The sequence below is a fragment of the Arthrobacter sp. Rue61a genome (assembly GCF_000294695.2).
In the GTDB taxonomy this organism is placed as follows: domain Bacteria; phylum Actinomycetota; class Actinomycetes; order Actinomycetales; family Micrococcaceae; genus Arthrobacter; species Arthrobacter aurescens_A.
In genome coordinates, this window is the sequence record NC_018531.1 from 4464321 (window position 1) to 4480894 (window position 16574).

At 63.0% G+C, this 16574-nt stretch carries 20 protein-coding genes; 16 read left to right on the forward strand and 4 right to left on the reverse strand.

Going from position 1 to position 16574, the window contains the following annotated elements; translation table 11 throughout:
- Nucleotides 1-17: 17 nt before the first annotated feature.
- Nucleotides 18-194, reverse strand: a complete 177-nt coding sequence (locus ARUE_RS24245) for a hypothetical protein (protein ID WP_162486197.1) — start codon at nt 192-194, stop codon at nt 18-20.
- Nucleotides 195-385: 191 nt separating this feature from the next.
- Here ARUE_RS24245 and ARUE_RS20385 point away from each other — a divergent pair, with 191 nt between their 5' ends.
- From ARUE_RS20385 to ARUE_RS20445, 14 genes are all read left to right on the forward strand, one after another.
- Complete coding sequence (locus tag ARUE_RS20385; RefSeq protein WP_011776531.1) at nt 386-874, forward strand: Asp23/Gls24 family envelope stress response protein; 489 nt, start codon at nt 386-388, stop codon at nt 872-874.
- Nucleotides 871-1062 carry a DUF2273 domain-containing protein gene (locus ARUE_RS20390; protein WP_011776532.1) on the forward strand — a complete coding sequence of 64 codons (192 nt, stop codon included), beginning with the start codon at nt 871-873 and terminating at the stop codon, nt 1060-1062. Before ARUE_RS20385 ends, ARUE_RS20390 begins: the two co-directional genes overlap by 4 nt.
- Complete coding sequence (locus tag ARUE_RS20395; protein ID WP_011776533.1) at nt 1059-1436, forward strand: hypothetical protein; 378 nt, start codon at nt 1059-1061, stop codon at nt 1434-1436. Before ARUE_RS20390 ends, ARUE_RS20395 begins: the two co-directional genes overlap by 4 nt.
- Complete coding sequence (locus tag ARUE_RS20400; RefSeq protein ID WP_014923143.1) at nt 1433-2014, forward strand: hypothetical protein; 582 nt, start codon at nt 1433-1435, stop codon at nt 2012-2014. The genes ARUE_RS20395 and ARUE_RS20400 overlap by 4 nt, the downstream gene beginning before the upstream one ends.
- Entirely contained in the window at nt 2011-2616 is a 606-nt protein-coding gene (locus tag ARUE_RS20405; protein ID WP_014923144.1) for a hypothetical protein, read from the forward strand. Before ARUE_RS20400 ends, ARUE_RS20405 begins: the two co-directional genes overlap by 4 nt.
- Before the next feature lie 43 nt (nt 2617-2659).
- Nucleotides 2660-2791 (forward strand): hypothetical protein, encoded by a 132-nt coding sequence (locus tag ARUE_RS24845; RefSeq protein ID WP_286139874.1) that lies wholly within the window; start codon nt 2660-2662, stop codon nt 2789-2791.
- 93 nt (nt 2792-2884) lie between these two features.
- Entirely contained in the window at nt 2885-3484 is a 600-nt protein-coding gene (locus ARUE_RS20410) for an RNA polymerase sigma factor (protein WP_014923145.1), read from the forward strand.
- Nucleotides 3481-4092, forward strand: a complete 612-nt coding sequence (locus tag ARUE_RS20415; RefSeq protein ID WP_014923146.1) for an Asp23/Gls24 family envelope stress response protein — start codon at nt 3481-3483, stop codon at nt 4090-4092. Before ARUE_RS20410 ends, ARUE_RS20415 begins: the two co-directional genes overlap by 4 nt.
- Nucleotides 4089-4439: a hypothetical protein gene (locus ARUE_RS20420; RefSeq protein ID WP_011776539.1), complete on the forward strand. Its 351-nt coding sequence runs from the start codon at nt 4089-4091 to the stop codon at nt 4437-4439. Before ARUE_RS20415 ends, ARUE_RS20420 begins: the two co-directional genes overlap by 4 nt.
- A 74-nt stretch (nt 4440-4513) precedes the next feature.
- The gene (locus ARUE_RS20425; protein ID WP_011776540.1) at nt 4514-5617 is read left to right on the forward strand and encodes a substrate-binding domain-containing protein; all 1104 of its coding nucleotides are present in this window, start codon (nt 4514-4516) and stop codon (nt 5615-5617) included.
- A 138-nt stretch (nt 5618-5755) separates the two neighbouring features.
- Nucleotides 5756-7069, forward strand: a complete 1314-nt coding sequence (locus ARUE_RS20430; RefSeq protein WP_014923147.1) for an ABC transporter substrate-binding protein — start codon at nt 5756-5758, stop codon at nt 7067-7069.
- A 58-nt stretch (nt 7070-7127) separates the two neighbouring features.
- Complete coding sequence (locus ARUE_RS20435; protein WP_014923148.1) at nt 7128-8087, forward strand: carbohydrate ABC transporter permease; 960 nt, start codon at nt 7128-7130, stop codon at nt 8085-8087.
- Nucleotides 8084-8995 (forward strand): carbohydrate ABC transporter permease, encoded by a 912-nt coding sequence (locus ARUE_RS20440; protein WP_014923149.1) that lies wholly within the window; start codon nt 8084-8086, stop codon nt 8993-8995. Before ARUE_RS20435 ends, ARUE_RS20440 begins: the two co-directional genes overlap by 4 nt.
- Nucleotides 8992-9996 (forward strand): hydroxyacid dehydrogenase, encoded by a 1005-nt coding sequence (locus ARUE_RS20445; RefSeq protein ID WP_014923150.1) that lies wholly within the window; start codon nt 8992-8994, stop codon nt 9994-9996. Before ARUE_RS20440 ends, ARUE_RS20445 begins: the two co-directional genes overlap by 4 nt.
- 225 nt (nt 9997-10221) lie before the next feature.
- On the opposite strand, the gene ARUE_RS20450 is transcribed toward ARUE_RS20445, so the two are convergent.
- Both ARUE_RS20450 and ARUE_RS20455 read right to left on the reverse strand, forming a co-directional pair.
- Nucleotides 10222-10647, reverse strand: coding sequence for a DUF7793 family protein (locus ARUE_RS20450; RefSeq protein WP_286139880.1), 426 nt, complete (start codon nt 10645-10647; stop codon nt 10222-10224).
- A gap of 228 nt (nt 10648-10875) precedes the next feature.
- On the reverse strand, nt 10876-12288 hold the full coding sequence (locus ARUE_RS20455) for an MFS transporter (RefSeq protein ID WP_011776546.1): 1413 nt from the start codon (nt 12286-12288) through the stop codon (nt 10876-10878).
- 78 nt (nt 12289-12366) lie between these two features.
- Between ARUE_RS20455 and ARUE_RS20460 the strand changes: the two genes are divergently transcribed.
- Together ARUE_RS20460 and ARUE_RS20465 are read left to right on the forward strand one after the other, a co-directional pair.
- Nucleotides 12367-13596: a GAF domain-containing sensor histidine kinase gene (locus ARUE_RS20460; protein WP_014923152.1), complete on the forward strand. Its 1230-nt coding sequence runs from the start codon at nt 12367-12369 to the stop codon at nt 13594-13596.
- A gap of 84 nt (nt 13597-13680) precedes the next feature.
- Nucleotides 13681-15138, forward strand: coding sequence for a polysaccharide deacetylase family protein (locus tag ARUE_RS20465; protein ID WP_286139881.1), 1458 nt, complete (start codon nt 13681-13683; stop codon nt 15136-15138).
- Between the two features lie 64 nt (nt 15139-15202).
- On the opposite strand, the gene ARUE_RS20470 is transcribed toward ARUE_RS20465, so the two are convergent.
- Nucleotides 15203-16567 carry a serine/threonine-protein kinase gene (locus tag ARUE_RS20470; protein ID WP_014923154.1) on the reverse strand — a complete coding sequence of 455 codons (1365 nt, stop codon included), beginning with the start codon at nt 16565-16567 and terminating at the stop codon, nt 15203-15205.
- Nucleotides 16568-16574 lie beyond the last annotated feature (7 nt).

Genomic DNA, 16574 nt, shown 5'->3' on the forward strand with positions numbered 1-16574 from the left:
AATGAACCCTTACCGGGCTACTCCAGGAGCCGCTCTATGGCGTCGAAGCTCAGCCCGGATGCGATCGCGAGGTCGGGAAGGCCTGCTCCTGCTGCCGTCGTGCTTCGCACGGCGCGCACCAGACCATCTTCTGCCTGGCCCATTTCCCATCGGAGCCCCTCAGCCCGGGCCGCCGCCGTCCACACGTCATCCAACAGACTGATTCTTTTCGAGGACGTGGAGGCGGAGAACTAGTTATATGCCAATCTAACTAAATATGCCAGCTCATGCCTTGCGGAAAAGTGACACACGTCACGTGAATGTGCGCGTGAGAATACCTGGTCCACCACGTCTTATTCATGACGGCGCACAAGAACGCCGCAACCCACGGACAGGAGCTATCGCCATGACGATCCAAACGCACACACCCGCAGACGTACCGGCCAAGAACACGCAGACTCCCTCACCAGCCCTTTTGGGCGCACCTTCACCCAACAAGGGCAAGGACGGACGCGGCGCCACCACCGTTGCCGACGGCGTAGTAGCAAAGATCGCCGGAATCGCCATCCAGGAAATCCCCGGCGTGCACGCCCTCGGCGGCGGCGCTGCCCGCGCAATCGGCAACCTCCGGGAAAAAGTCGGCCAAAAGGACCTTACCCAGGGTGTCAGCGTAGAGGTCGGCCAAACCCAGGTGGCTGTTGACGTAACCCTGGTAGTTGAATACCCCCACCCCCTCCAGGAAGTGGCCGACAACGCCCGTGACGCCGTTTATACAGCGATCGAGGACCTGGTTGGCATGGAAGTCACCGAGGTCAACGTCACCATCACGGACATCCACGTACCGTCCGAGGACGCAGGCGCTGATGACGCCGAGCGCGAGCCGAGGGTGGCATGAGCCCCACCATCGCAGGTTTGGCGATCGGCGCCGCCCTGGCGCTCGCCGGACTGGCGTTCGGTTTTTGGGGCCTCCTACTGACGGCCTTGTTCATGGGAATCGGGGCTGTGTTGGGCCGTTCCGCCGAGGGAAAGCTTGACCTTCACGGGGTGCTGGATGCCCTGCGGGGTAAGCGCTCCTCCTCATGAGCGGGACCATTTCCGGCCTACCGGTCCATGCCACTGCCGGAGCCCGGCTGGGCCACAACCGCATCACCCACACTGCGATTCGAACCACCCTGGAAGCGCTCACCGCCCGCGCCTTTCGGGTGGACAGGAGCAACGTGTCGGCAGAGTTGAAGGACGACGCCGGAAAGCTCGGGGTCAGCGTCTCGGTCAAGTTGGCACTCCCGCCGCTCCTGGAGCCGCGCATCGGTTCAGGCACGGTCTTTGACATGGCACAGTCTGCCCGCGCTGACGTTGTGTCCCGCGGTGTGGAACTGACCGGATTGGAAATCGGCCGGGTAGACATCCGCCTCGTCGGCGGCCACCAGGAACAGCAAAGGAAAAGGAGAGTGGCATGAGCAAGGATCCAGCAGTCCGGCGTCTGGTCCGCAGGGAAACGCACTCTTCCAGGGCGGTCCCGTCCATAGTGGCTGCTTCGATCCTGCTTGTTGCCTGCCTTTGGCTGACACTCGAATTCATCCTATGGCTGCTCAAGGACCAGCCCTTGCTGGCCAGCCCTGCCCAGCTCTTCCGTTGGCTTATGGAACTTCCCCGCACCACGATCCCGCTGGGCATGACAGGAGCCGGCGCCGGACTTGTACTCCTGGGGCTGGTGCTTCTCGGACTCGCTCTGGGGAAGGGACGCAAACGTCGCCGGGCTTTTGGCAGCGACCGCGCGGCAGTAGTGGTGGACGACGAAGTACTCGCGGCAGCCCTCTCCGGCAAGGTAAGGCTGGCTGCCGGTCTTTCGCCTGGACAGGCGACCACCACCGTCAGCGCGCGCTCCGTCCTCGTCCGGGTACGTCCGACGTCGGGCCATCCGCTGGTGGGCGAGGACATCCGGGCAGTTGCCGACAGCGAACTGGCCTCCTACGGACTGGGACGCAAAGTAAAGACCAACGTCCAGATACTGCATGAAGGAGCGGTCGGGCAATGAGGAACACCAATCGGGCACTCAACCGCAGCCTTCTCTCCCTCTTGGGCATCGTCCTGCTGGGCGCCGGCGCCGCACTCATCGCGGCCGGAACCCTCCCCGGCGCGGCAGAGCTGTGGGCCACCACAGCATCTTCGATACGGGACAACGCACGCAATCTGACAAGCACCGCGACGCTGCCGGAACCCGTCCGAAGCTGGTGGATGGTGGCGGGTGTAGCCGTGCTGCTGGCAGGTGCCGGACTCGGTGCAGCATGGTTGGCCTCCCAAGGGGGCGGCCGGACACCGTGTCTGGCCGAGCATTCAGATGGCATGGCCGGCCGCACCGTGATAGATGCCGGGCTGGTCTCCGCCGCCGTCCGTGAAGCCCTTGCCGGTCACCCCGACGTGCTGGCGACTTCAGTCTCCGCATGGGAATCACCGCGAGGCACGGCACTCCGGCTCCGCTTGGAAGCACGCAAAGGAGCGTCCCCCAAGGACCTCACGGACACGGCAGAACAGCTACTCCAACAACTGGATGCCTGGCTGGGACGTCCAATGCCCGTCCTCGTCCGAATTACCAGCGGCACCCGCACACAAGTGTCCGGAACAAGACGCGCCCGGTAATCACAGCTCCAAGGCTTTCCAGTAAGTCACGCAGGGCACCACAGTGCAGTGCACCGAAAAGAAACAGTGCAGTGCACCGAAAAGAAAAGGGAACACCATGGGAATCAGCGACAAGATCAACAACGCAGCCGCCGACATCAGCGACAACATCAAGGACGGCTTCACCAAAAAGTAGGCCGGCGTCCGGGACGTTTCCGTCGCGAGACGGAACCGTCCTTCGTCATCAGGGGATCAAAGTGCCGGACTCACCGCACTGGAAAGGCAGAACGTGACTGGTTCATCCCCGGCGCAGCACAACGTGGCGCAGCAGCACCTGGACCTCGTACCGGATGCGCTGCTGGCCGGCCGCGCAGCAGATGGTGATACTGCCGCCTTCGAAGCACTCGCCCGACGCTACGGCCCCTTGATGCGGGCAACGGCGCGCCGCCTGACCGGCACAATGGCTGACGCCGATGACGTGGTCCAGGAAACGCTGATGCAGGCTTGGAAACAGCTGGACAGCCTCCGGGAACCCGCTGCCGTCAAGGGCTGGTTTCTCCGCATCGTGGCTACCCGCAGCATCGACCATCTGCGGAAGCGCCGCAACCATGAGGCTTTGGATGACATGGAAAACCGCAACGGCGCCCCTGGCGGACCAAGAACGCAGGATCCGGAAAGCAGCGCCGTCAACGCTTCGCGGGTGGCCGCATTAAAGTCGGCGCTCGCGCAGCTTCCCGAGGAACAACGGCGGTGTTGGGTACTGAAGGAATTCAATGAGATGAGCTACGAGGAGATTGCGCTGACATTGAATATCAGCCCGACCAGCGTCCGCGGCCGTCTGGCCCGGGCACGGATTGCCCTTGCACGCACAATGGAGGAGTGGCGATGAAAATCCCCGGCGACACCCTGGAGTGCGGGCACAGTCTCGCGGAACTGAGCACCTACTTGGACACGGGAGAGCTTGAGGATCCCACCCATGTGGAGGGTTGCCCCGAGTGCCAGTCGGGATTGGCCGCACTGCGGAGACTCTCCGAACTTGGCAGCGAATTGCTGACATCCGATGTTGCCGATGCCGGATCCGGCAACGACGACTGGATGCAGTCCATCCTGGACAACCTTCGCTTGGAACTTCGGCCGGGACGCATCATCCCCCTCCGTCCCGGAAACCCCATGGACTCCCTCGGGGAGACGGAAGGCTCAGTGTCGGCCCTGATCCGTTCAGTGGCCGACGCCCTCCCCGGAACAGCCGTTGGCAGGTGCCGCCTGAACGGCGATGTCACAGTGCCAGGTGCCGGCATCACCGTGGAGGTGGACCTGGCGGTGGTCTTCGGACACTCCATCGAAGAGCGCGCCGCAACCCTGCGCGACGAGCTGGCTGAGGTCCTGGCCGTCCAGACGGAACTGAATATCCAATCGATCAACATCACCGTAACTGACGTGCTGGAGCCACCGGCCCCTGCCCGGCACACCACACCCACCACGGAGGAACAGCCATGACGGAGCCTGCGGAAACTGCCAACCACTCCCACGCCGTCATCTCAGCTGACGTGGCCAAGGAACTGCTCGGCATTGTCCAGGCGGTGGCAGGAGTGGTGTCGGTCTACCCAGCCCAGCCCCTGTGGCAGTCCATTGCCGGGGCAGCGGTGGCGGCAATCACGGGAGAGGCTCTTCCGCTGATCGGCGTAACGGTCAGCCCGGACGGCGTGGCAGTCAAGGCCAGGATCGGCGTGGGCACCGTCCGTCCCGCGCCGGAAGTAGCCCGCGAAGCAGCCGCTGCCGTCCGTCAGCATCTGCACCCCGCATCAGCCGCCGTCGAGATCCTGGTGGTCAAAATAGGTCCGTAGTCACCTGGGCATCGTCAAGTTCTGGTTCATAATGAACAAACTGAACACAAGTGAACTTGATAGGTGGAACCTGCATGCTTGCCGAGGATCGTCAACAGCTCATCCTCCGAGAACTGGCCCTCCACGGCTCCCTGAATGCCGGCGAATTTGCGGCCAAGCTTGGAACATCGGGGATGACAGTGCGGCGCGATTTGGCGGTGCTTGCGGAGCAGGGGCTGCTGGAGCGGGTCCACGGCGGTGCCATCGCAGTCGGGGGAAAGCCCACGGCCAGTCCAAGCGCTCAGCCGTCAACGTCGTGGCGTCCGGGCGGAAGGCGGCCCTTGGCGACGATCGGCATGATCGTACCGTCGGCGTCGTACTATTTCCCGGGCGTGATCCGCGGTGCCGAAGCGGCCGCGCAGGAATCCGGGGTGCGGTTGGTGCTGGGGGTTTCCAACTATTCGGGCGCCGAAGAGCGGCGGCAGTTGCGCAGACTCTACGAACACGGTGTGGACGGCATCCTGGTCACGCCAAGTGAGCAGTCGTTGGCCGGCACTGAGACCTTGGATCTGCTCGCGGAGGCTGAGGTTCCCGTGGTGGTGGTGGAGCGTTCAATCGACGACGCCCTGGACCACGGCCGGCTCGAATCGGTGCGGAGCGACCATGTCCGCGGCTCGGAGATCGCAGTCAACCACCTGCTGGGGCTTGGGCATCGGAAGATCGCGATTTGCCTTCGCGAGAACAGCCCCACCGCGCCGCAGCTGATCGATGGCTTCCATGTGGCAATGCAGCGGGCCGGGCATGCGCGCGACGATTCGATGGTCCGCGCCATGTCCCGCGCCCAAAACGATCCGCAGGCCCACCGTGAGCTGGTGGACGGGATCCTGAACTGGTGTGCCGATTACGAGGTGACTGCCGTGGTTGTTCATACCGACGAGGACGCGCTCCAGTTTGTGAGCGCTTGCCTGGAACGCCAGATACGCGTCCCGGAGGACTTTGCGATCGTCTCCTACGACGACGAGATCGCAGCCCTTGGCGCTGTCCCGCTCACCGCTGTGGCACCACCGAAGTACGACGTCGGCCACCAGGCTTTGGTGATGTGCCTCAACCGGATCGGCGGCAAGCGTGGAAGCACGTCCGCGTTGCAGCGCGTGAATCTCTCCCCGGCGCTGGTGGTGCGGGACTCGACGCAACCGTAGCGCTGCCCTCGCAGCCTGTTTACTTCTGTTCACTTCATTGATTATGTTCACTTTTGTGGATTTCATAGTGCCTAGTCAAAGGTGCCCCCCCCCAGGGCACGCCACGACTTCGCATCGTGAACTTCAAAGGAGAACAGAATGAAGCGTCGCCAGCTTCTGCTTGGAGCAGTCAGCCTCATGGCCAGTACTGCCCTCGTCACCGGCTGTGGGAGTACCCCGGCAGCCACGCCAACCCCCACTCTCACCGAAGACCCCAGCGGCACCATCACTTTCTGGTCCTCCATGGCCGGGATGGACAAGGTGGCCGAGGCGTTCAACGCCAGCCAGAGCAAGATCAAGGTCAACTTCGAGACCATCCCCAACGGCGGGGCCGGCGGGTACGCCAAGCTCTCCACCGCGATCACAGCAGGCAACGGTCCGGACGTTGCCACCATCGAATACCCGCAGCTGCCGCAGTTCGTCAGCAACGGCCAACTGCAGCCGCTGGACGGATACATCAACAAAGCCGAAACCGTGGACAAGCTCACGGATGAGACCAAGGCATTGGTGCAGTTCGGCGATCAGACCTACGCCCTTCCCTACGATGCCGCCCCCATGATCATGTGGTACCGCAAGGACATGCTGGACAAGGCCGGTGTCTCCACGCCCAAGACCTGGCAGGAATTTGAAGAAGCGGGCAAGAAGATCAAGGCGGTTGCCCCGGAAGCACACCTCGCCAGCTTCAACCCTAACGAGGCCGCGCTGACTGCGGCTCTCTCCTGGCAGGCCGGTGCCAAGTGGTTCGGCACAGAAGGTGATAGCTGGAAGATCGGCGTCAACGACCAAGCAACCAAGAAGGTGGGCACCTACTGGCAGAAGCTGATCGACCAGAAGATCGTCAAGGTTCAGCAGTCCTTCAGCGACGAGTGGTCCGCAGATCTGGCGAGTGGCGCCGTCGTGGGTGTCCTGGGTGCCAACTGGAGCGCAACCGGCATCCAGAAGCGTACGGAAGCAAGCGGCCAGAAGGGGCAGTGGATCGCTGCCGAGGTGCCCAACTGGGGCTCACCCGCGGACGCGTTCTACGGCGGTTCCAGCTTCAACATCACCAAGAGCAGCAAGAACCCGGCAGCCGCCGCCAAGTTCATCGAGTTCCTGGCCACCAGCAAGGACGCCATCACCGCCCGCGGAAACACCGGCTCCGCCTACCTCGCCTTCCCCGGCCTGACCCCGGTTGCGCAGGAGGCATTCGACGCCAGCTACTTCGGCAACGACATCTACTCCGTCTTCGACAAGGCCTACGCCTCGATCACGCCGGGATGGCAGTGGGGTCCCAATTGGGACATCACCAACACCGCTCTCAAGGACGCCTACGGCACGTTGACCAGCGGCGGCAAGGTGCTGGACGCCGTTGACACGGCCCAGGGCGCCACGGTGGCCGGACTCAAGCAGAACGGCCTCTCCGTCAAGGAGTAGGCCCGCACGGAAGGACGGCCCGTATCCACGGGCCGTCCTTCCAGCGAGGAGATTAATCATGGCTACCCCAGCACCCACCAAGCAGTCCACCACAGTGGAATCAAACCCCCGGACACACTCCAAACCCCGCGCAATGTCCGGAACCGGGGGCCGCACGGCTGCACTGTTCCTGACCCCGTTCTTCATTATTTTCGCCCTCGCAATGGTTGCGCCGGTCATCTACGCCGTTGTGCTGAGCTTCTTCGCACAGCAAAAGTCCGGATTGGGCTTTGGCGAGGCAAAGACCGCCTTCGTTGGCTTGGAGAACTACCTGCAGGTCCTGCAGTCCGAGAGTTTCGTGGGCGGCATCGGACGCCTCGCGTTGTACTGCCTGCTCTACATCCCCTGCATGGTGGGCGGTGCCCTGGCCTTCGCGCTCCTGCTGGATGCCGCCGTGGCCCGTGCACGCAAGCTCTTCCAGCTTCTGGTCTTCCTCCCCCATGCGGTTCCGGGCGTCATTGCCGCACTCATCTGGGCGTACCTTTACACCCCTGGCGTCAGCCCGATCGTCTCGGCATTGGAAACCGGCGGGATCTCCCTGAACTTCCTGGACAATCAACTGATCCTGCCGTCAATCGTGAACATCGCTGTGTGGGAGTGGACGGGCTACAACGTGATTGTGCTCTTCACCGCCCTCCAAGCCGTTCCCCGGGAAATTTTGGAAGCCGCACGCGTGGACGGTGCCGGTGAAGTCCGGGCGGCCATCAGCATCAAGCTGCCCCTGATCCTTCCGGCGTTGAGCGTCATCATGCTCTTCACCGTGATTGGCACGCTCCAGCTGTTCACCGAGCCCTCCATCATTTCCAAGGCCACGGCCTCCGTCACCAGCACCTGGGTGCCGAACATGTGGGCCTACGACGCCGCGTTCAACCGGCACAACCTCAACCAGGCCGCGGCTGCCTCCATCATCATCGCGCTCATGGCCGCCGTGCTGTCCTGGGCCGTAACCCGCTTCAGCTCAAGGATGAACAAAGCATGAGCACCTCAACGTTGTCGCGCCCCAGGGCCTCAACTCCCGCCGGGCCGCCGAAGAGGCGTCGGGTTGCCCGCAACGGCGGCTTCGCCAGTTCGTTTACCGTGAACGCCCTGCTGATACTGGGCTGCGCCTACATGGTCCTTCCAGTGGTGTGGCTGTTCTTCGCCTCCACCAAGAACACTGCGGACCTCTATGGAACGGCCGCCTACGCTTTCGGTGAGCCGGCGTTCATGGACAACATCAGTGCTGTCCTGAATCAAGACGGCGGACTGTTCCTCCGGTGGATGGCCAACTCCATGTTCTATGCGGCGTTCGGGGCGATCTTTGGCGGCCTGATCTCGGTCATGGCCGGCTACGCGTTCGATAAGTTCCAGTTCCGCGGGAGGGACTCTTTCTTCGGCATAGTCCTGGTGGGCGTCCTGATTCCCAACACCGCAACTGTGCTCCCGATGTACCTCCTGGCCTCCGTCTTCGGCATCACCAACACCATCTGGGCCATCCTCATCCCAGTGCTGTGCAACCCGTTCGGTGTGTACCTGGCCAGGGTCTACTCCGCCGCTTACGTTCCGGCAGAAACGCTGGAAGCAGCCCGCGTTGACGGTGCCGGCCCCATCCGTTCCTTCTTCTCCTTGGGCCTGCCCATGATGATGCCCGGCTACATCACCATTGCCCTGTTCCAATTCGTGGGTGTGTGGAACAACTTCATGCTCCCGCTGGTCATGCTCCAGGATCAGCAATTGTTGCCTGTCAGCGTCGGCATCTCCATCTGGCAGGGTTACTCCATCCCCCAGCCCGAGTTCACGCCCATGGTCATCACTGGCTCGTTGCTTTCGATCATCCCGCTGTTGGTGGCCTTCATCATGCTGCAGCGCTTCTGGAAGTCCGGACTAACCGCAGGAAGTGTTAAGTGAGCTTGAATGTTGCCTTGGCCATGCCGTCCCATACCGCGCGGGCGGTGTTTCCGCCCAGGAGCCTGGAGCCGTTGGAGCCCGGCCTAAACCTGCTAAGCCGGGAGCCGATCCAGGACTTCACTACACCGGAAGGCCGTTCGTTGCTCGCAGAGGCGGACATTCTCATCACCGGTTGGGGCTGTCCGATGATCGACCACGACGTCCTCGATGCCGCACCCCGCCTCCGTTACGTCCTTCACGCCGCGGGCAGCGTGAAGCACCACATCGGTGACGCCTGCTGGGAACGCGGCATCCACATCAGCTCAGCCGCGGACGCCAACGCCATCCCGGTGGCCGAGTACACCGTTGCCATGATCGTCCTGGCCAACAAGCGCATTCTTCAGATCGCGCGCGCCCTGCACACCACCAGGACGGATGTCCTTGCGGAGCAGCTTTTTCCGGACATGGGCAACTACCGGAAGCGCGTCGGCATTATTGGTGCGTCAAAGATCGGCCGGCATGTCATCCGCCTGCTTGCCCCCTACGACCTGGACGTAGTGGTTGCCGACCCCTACCTGTCCCCCGCTGAAGCGGCCGGTCTCGGCGTCGGGCTTGTCAGCCTTGACGATCTTGTGGCGGGCTGTGACGTGGTCAGTCTCCACGCGCCGTCGTTGCCCTCCACAAAGAACCTCATCGACGCCGGGCAGATCGAGCGGATGCGGCCCGGCGCCACCTTCATCAACACTTCCCGCGGCGAGTTGGTGGACCAGGATGCGCTGCTCGCCCGAGTAGAAAATGGCGATCTTTACGCCGTCCTGGACGTGACCACGCCGTGGGTGCTGCCTGCCGAGTCCCGCCTGTACACGCACCCCAACGTGCTGCTCACACCCCATGTGGCGGGGTCGTTGGGCAACGAACTCGAGCGCATGGCGGCGAGCGCGGTGGACGAGGCCTTGCGGTTGTCCCGCGGGGAGGAGTTGCGGTTTCGGGTGAAGGAAGAGGACCTGGCGTTTACGGCTTAGGCGGTCTGGCAGCATGTGGACATAACGCACGACGGCGACCTCCCGCCGTCGCGCGTTTGCCGCTTTTTCGCTTGTGGCCGGCTTAGCGTGCGTCCTTCTTGGCTAGGCGTTGGGCGCCTTGCGAGAGGCTGGAAGCGGACAGGAGCGCCTCGGACTCGGTTGCCACCCGGCGCTGCCGGGTGGCAACCGGAGGGGGTTTTGTTCTCCTCACCGCCGGCGTGGTCACTACGGAGATCCTCCACGGCCCGTTTGACGATCCTTGACCTGCCGATCATCGCTTTGCTGATCCGGTTCCAGGAGCCAGGCCATTGCCTCCGCTTCGGACGTAAAGAAACGGGTGGGGCAGGGTGCCGGTTGGGCGGCCAATTGGTAATCGACAAGGATGCGGTCAACGGCGTTTTCACCCAGCAACGCGATTCTGGAAGCCGCACAGGGTTCGATGAAAACGTCACGTGCCGCGCGGCTCAGGTGGCTGGCGTTAGCCATCCTGACCAGTAAGGGATAACGATTGCCGGCAGCGACTTGGTTGACCGCGTCCACGGCTGCACGGGCATTGCCCGCTTCGATTCTGGCCCCAGCGTCCCACGCCAACAACAAGACGTTGTCCGGCTCGAGACGGAGGGTGTAATCCACGTCTTCTGCCTCAGCCATAGAACTGCTCCATCTCTGCAGGATTGCAGGATTGCCCGCGTTCCACGGACTGACTCCACCCTGCACCACGCTCAATGACGCCGTCTCATCCGAAACGAGTGATTTTTGGCGTAAATCGAGCGTGGCGTCCGGGCAGCCTCTGGGAAGGAGCGATCCGGGCAGCCCTGCCACGGGCAGGAGCGGCCCTTTACGCAGCGTCCTGATCAGGTGCGGATTGTCGTCACTCCCTTAGTGGGACGGCGACTCCGCACCTTCACTTTCGGTTTCTTCCGCGCCGGCCTGCGCGTACGAGGCAGACACGCGACGGTAGACCGGTGTCAGGAATGCGATCAGTGCCACCACAATCATGATGAGTCCGGCCACCAGGAACACCAACGCTATGCCGCGGGAGATTCCCTCACCCAGCAGGGGTTCAAGTTGGGCTGCCCCTTCTGTGGAGCGGGCGTAGGGGATGATCCAGAATTGGGCGATCGGGGCAATAAGGAACGCGGTGATGGGCGCTGCGGCCGATTCGAACGCCATGGCGAAGCCGAACACCCGGCCTTGCCGAGGAAGTGGCACCACTTTTTGGATGACTGTTTGCTCGGCGGCCTCCACTACGGGAACCAGTGCCAGGTAGAGCCAAATGCCCACAATGTAGAGCCAGGCCCATTCCCGCAGTGTGAACACCGCGCCGAGGAGCCCCATCAGGGCCACCGCGATCAGCATGGTCCGCAAAGGGTTGGAGCCGAGCCCGAACTTTCCGATCAGTGCGCCGCCCACAATGAATCCGGTGGCACCCACCGCAAAGACAGTTCCCCAGATTTCCACCGAGAACATCTCCAGGCCGTAGGGGTCCATTAACGCCATGTAGACGCCGCCAATGAAGTTGTTGAACGTGGAGAAGAGGATCAGCGCGAACAACCCGGATATTGCCATGACGGCTGCCCAAGACCCACGCAGGTCGAATCCGCCTTGCGCGTCGGAGGCAGCTGCCCGCACTTCCTCCGGCAAACGCAGTGTGAGCAGGTGTAAGAACGCCAACGCAGTGAGGACCAAGGCGACCACTACAGTCCAGCCCATGCCCAGCAACCCCACAGACAACCCGGACAGCACCGAGGTGACGATGAACGTGAGCCCCTGCACCATGCCCACGAGTCCGTTGGCGTTGGCTCGTCGATCAGGTTCCACCAGGATGGTGACCGTAGTGGAAAGGGCAATATTGCGCATGTTCTCCACCACCGCGCCGATCAGGATGATCATGGTGAAGATCCAGAACCACGGCTGCGTCAGGTCGAGTAGCGCCTGCTCAGGTGTCAGGAGAAACATGATGCCGGAAAGGACGAACATCACCAGGGTGAAAATCGCGGCGAAACGCATCACCGCCAGTTTGCGATAGCGGTCCACGAGAGTGCCAAAGCTGATGCTGGAGAGGGCGATCAGCAACATGTAGGCGCCACCGATCACGCCTGTAGCAATGACATTGCGCGTTTCCAAGTACACCCAGAACGTCAAGGCGTACCAAAGGTAGCTGGTGGTGATGTTGGCGAGGGCGGTATTCACCAGGATCCCGGTGAACGTACGGGACCTTTGCGCGGGAGTTCGTTGAGATAGATCGATAGTGTCAGTAGACGCGGCCGGGGCCGGTTCCTGCTCGGTCATGCGTCCCAGTAAACCACTGCATCCAAGCTCCCGGTAGTATCGGCAGGGAATCCTAGAGACGCTTGGGGGAAATGTTTTATGACGCGTGCACAAGGGCAGCTCGCCTTTACCGACGACGTTAGCCGGGACCTGGAATTACAGGAATATGGCCTGGACCCTGCAGTGGATTCGACTCTTCTTCCCAATGCCGCCGTGATGAGCGCTCTGCAGAACCTCGTGCGGCTGGCCACGGAGCTGTGTGGCGCTCCTTTCGGCGTGGTCAATATCATCAGCGCGGAGTACCAGCACCAGATCGGTGCCTGGGGTGTGGACCCCGGCGTTTGCTCGCGCGAGGATTCCATGTGCGCCAAGGTCTTCCTCTCCCGCGAGAGGACCGTAGTGGAAGATGCCTCCAAAGATCCCCGTTTTGCGGACAATCCCTTTGTCACAGGGGAGATTGGCAATGTTCGCTTTTATGCGTCCGTCCCGCTGCAGACAGAATCGGGCTTCGTCCCGGGAACGTTGTGCGTATTCTCGGACAAGACCAAAGAACTGCGCCCCGAACAAATCAGCATGCTGGAGGTCTTGGCAAAACAGGTAGTGGAGTTGCTGGAACTCCAGCATCGAACGGTCCAACTCGACCGAACGTATGCCGAGCTCAAAGACAGCAATGCGAAACTTGCCGCATTCGCCGGACGCGTCAGCCACGATCTCCGCGTTCCCCTCACCACCATCCTCGGCTACGTGGAACTAGTGGAGGACGACCCCGATGTGGAGCCTGCCAGCACCGCGGCCAAGTACCTGGACCGCATCGGCTCCAGCGGTCGGCGGATGCTGGGCATGCTTGAAGATGTTCTGAGCTATTCCCGGGTGGGCGGCGCAATTCAGCCGGCCAACGTTTCACTCCGCCAGGTCACCGAAGAAGTTGTCCGCGATTTGGCCATCGAAAACGACGGCATCGTGGACGTGGAAGATCTGACGCTCCATGCAGACAGGGGCCAGCTCCGGACGCTGTTGCAGAACCTGCTTTCCAACGCCATGAACTACCGCAGCCCCGATCGCGATCTCCGCGTCAGGATCAGCGGGGTTGCCAACTATCATGGCGCCACGATCTTTGTGGCAGACAACGGCAAGGGCATCAAACCCGAGGACCGTGCCAAAGTACTGGAACCCTTGGTGCGTCTGCGGCGGCAGGGTGACGGCCCGGGCTCCGGGCTGGGCCTGGCCACCTGCAGCAGCATCGCCAAAGCCCACGGAGGCGAGCTCTCCTTGGCTGAAACCCCCAACGGCGGAACCACCGTGACAGTCAGCTTTCCAGCCGGTCTTTAGCCGCTCCGGGGTGTCTCCAGGTACTTGGGCTTTGCACCTGCCATCATTCGAGGCATGACCACCTGGTACGCCCGGTAGGAAAGCATGAAGCGGCCCGCCCCAGTCCGCTTACTGTTCACGATCCCGCTCGTAGTCATCGTGCTCTTCATGGCCGCCTGCGTGCCCATGCCCATCCAAGCGGCGCCCACCGCACCAATCGCTGTAATCGGGACGGCTCCGTCCAAGGTCGGCCCGGGGAGTCCGTCCATCGTGGACATGACAACGCGCACGGCCGGGGCTTCCCCCACGGTCGCGACGTGGCAATACATCAGCGGTGCCGAGGCCTTCAACAGCAAACTCGACGCCAGGCTGCTCAGCATCTTCGATGCCCGAGGCGGCGGACGCCATGAACCCGCGGCACTGCCGGCCACCCCCGGCGCCCTCCTGGCCGACGGGGTCTCGGTCATCCATGGAATTGTGCTGGCCACCGGGAGCGTTGTGGGGTCCAGGTTCATGCAAACAACCATGAACGGAGGCGTCCGCACCGCCCGCATCGACGAAATCACCTACGAGGACCTCGGCACCGGCGTTGTCAGTGGCAGTGCCACCCTGATCCACCCCGCCATGACCGGCACCTTGCGGACAATACTTGGCGAAGCAATCGGCCACCCGCCCCCTACCCAGCCTCCAGCAGCAGTTTCCGATGCTGAGCTGCTCACCGCCGTCGCCTTTACCTCCAGCGGGGATCTCAGCGTCACCGTTCACCGGGACCCCGGAACAGGCGCCGATCTGCCCGACACCGTCACAGTGGTCTTGAATGCGGACGCCACAGACGATGTCATTTCGCCTGCTGGCCAAGCCCTTCGCACCGCCGTCATCGCCGGTGCACCGTTCAACGCCCCTTCGCCCGCCCCGGGCGGCCTGGCCCACATCAACTGCGACGTCGTGGCCTGCGCTGCACTCACTTACGACGACGGGCCCAATGCGCAAACCACCCGGCTCTTGGGGATCCTCGAAAAGCACAAAGTGTTTGCCACGTTCTTCCAGCAGGGTGGCTACGTCCGGGCAAATCCGGGAGTCGCGAAAGCCGTGGCAGCAGCGGGCCACACCATCGCAAACCACACCATGAGCCACCCGTATCTGACCAAATTGGCGCCGGCCAGCATCCAGGGCGAGGTAAGAGGGGCTCAGGACGCCATTGAAAAAGCGACAGGAGTGGTGCCGGCTTACATGCGGCCGCCCTACGGAGCGAGCAACACGACGGTTGCGGCTTCCGTGGGGCTCCCGCAGATTATCTGGGATGTCGATTCCCTGGATTGGCAGTCAAAGAACAAGGCGGTTTTCCTCCCCAGGATCATGGGCCTGGTCAAGCCGGGATCGGTCATCCTCCTGCACGACGTCCACGCGTCCACCGTGGACGGCCAGGACCAACTCATCACCCAGCTCAAAGGCAAGGGCTTCTACTTGGTCACCCTCCCACAGCTTTTCGCCGGGATCGAACTGAAGGCGGGCGCCTCCTACAAGTGCCGCGGTGCCGCACCGGGGTGCGTTGCCGGACGCTGAACTTCCGGACGTTAGCGCACGACGGCGGCAGGTGGCCGTGGTGCGTTAATTCACGCCGGCGGGGCTACTTGCCCTCTCCGTTTCCCTTGGCTTTCTCAGGCTTGTTCTCGCTCTTGCCGCCGCTCTTGTCCTTGGCAAGGTCCTGGCCGGGCACCACAGCGGGGGCAGGCGCCGGGACTGGTGCCTGCACTGGTGCCTGTGCAGGAGCCTGCGCCGGCTCCTGCAGATTGACCGCCTCAGCGGGCTGGGCGTCGGCGGGGACAGCGTCGACGGGCGCCGGCGCGAGAGATACAGCGGGCACCACCGGCGCAGTGGGCTGCGGTTCGGCCTGGGAAATGCCGGTGTCTGCAGGCTGGGAGGGATCCGCCGTGTTGCCTGTAGGAGTAAGCCCCTGGGAGAGGATCAGCAAAGCGAGCGGTATGGTGACCGCCGCTGCGGCCACGCTCCTGACGGTCTTAGGCCGGCGTTTACTGAAGCCCCTGAGACTGGTAACAGTGGCTTGCCGCTTGGTTGGCGTGCGGAGTGGTGGCCGGGACGGAACGGAAGGAAGCAGCGCGGTCCTTCGCCCCGACTGGATCCCTTCTTCGGCGAGAGCCTGTTCAACGTGCTGCGCTGTGGGGCGCTTTTCGGGGTCCATGTCCGTCATGGCTTCGAGGAGCTCACGCAGCGGGCCGGGCAGTTCCACGGGGACCTGCGGCGCCCGGTGGAGGCGGGCTGATGCCGTTTCAATAGGTGTCCCGGGGTACTCAGCCCGCCCGGTGAGGCATTCGAGGAGTACCAGGCCCAGCGAGTAGATGTCGCTTGCGGGGGTCAGCGAAAGACCCTGTGCCTGCTCCGGGCTGAGGTATTGGGCGGTGCCAACGGTGAAGCCTGTTGCGGTGAGGCGGTTGTCGTTCATCACCAGCGCGACGCCAAAGTCCGCCAACTTCACTGTTTGCGCCAACCCGTCGTCGTCGGAGACCAGGATGTTGGCAGGCTTGATATCCCGGTGGATGACGCCGTGTTCGTGGACCTGGGACAACGCTCCGGCAATCCGGATGCCAATGCGGGCAGTCTCCGGAACGGTGAGTGGCCCGGCGGACAGCACGGCTCGCAGGTCGCGGCCCTCAGCGAGTTCCATCACCAGAAAGGCGCGTTCTTCGTCGTTCCGGGTATCGACGCCAGCATCGAAGGCTGCGACGAGTCCGGGATGGTCAAACCCTGCCAGAAGCCGCATTTCGTTTTCCTGCCGGCCGCGGAAGGAGTCATCTCCGGAGCCCGGGAGGAATATCTTGATGGCCACTTCGCGGCCCAGCAGCAGGTCCGTTGCCCGGTAGACAGTGGACATGGCGCCCCTGCCCAGCACGGGTCCCAGCTGGTAGCGCCCGTCAAGTGTGTCGTCGATGGAATCGGGGACGCGGGAGTCCACGGCCTCTTCATTGTTGCCCACGAATGGT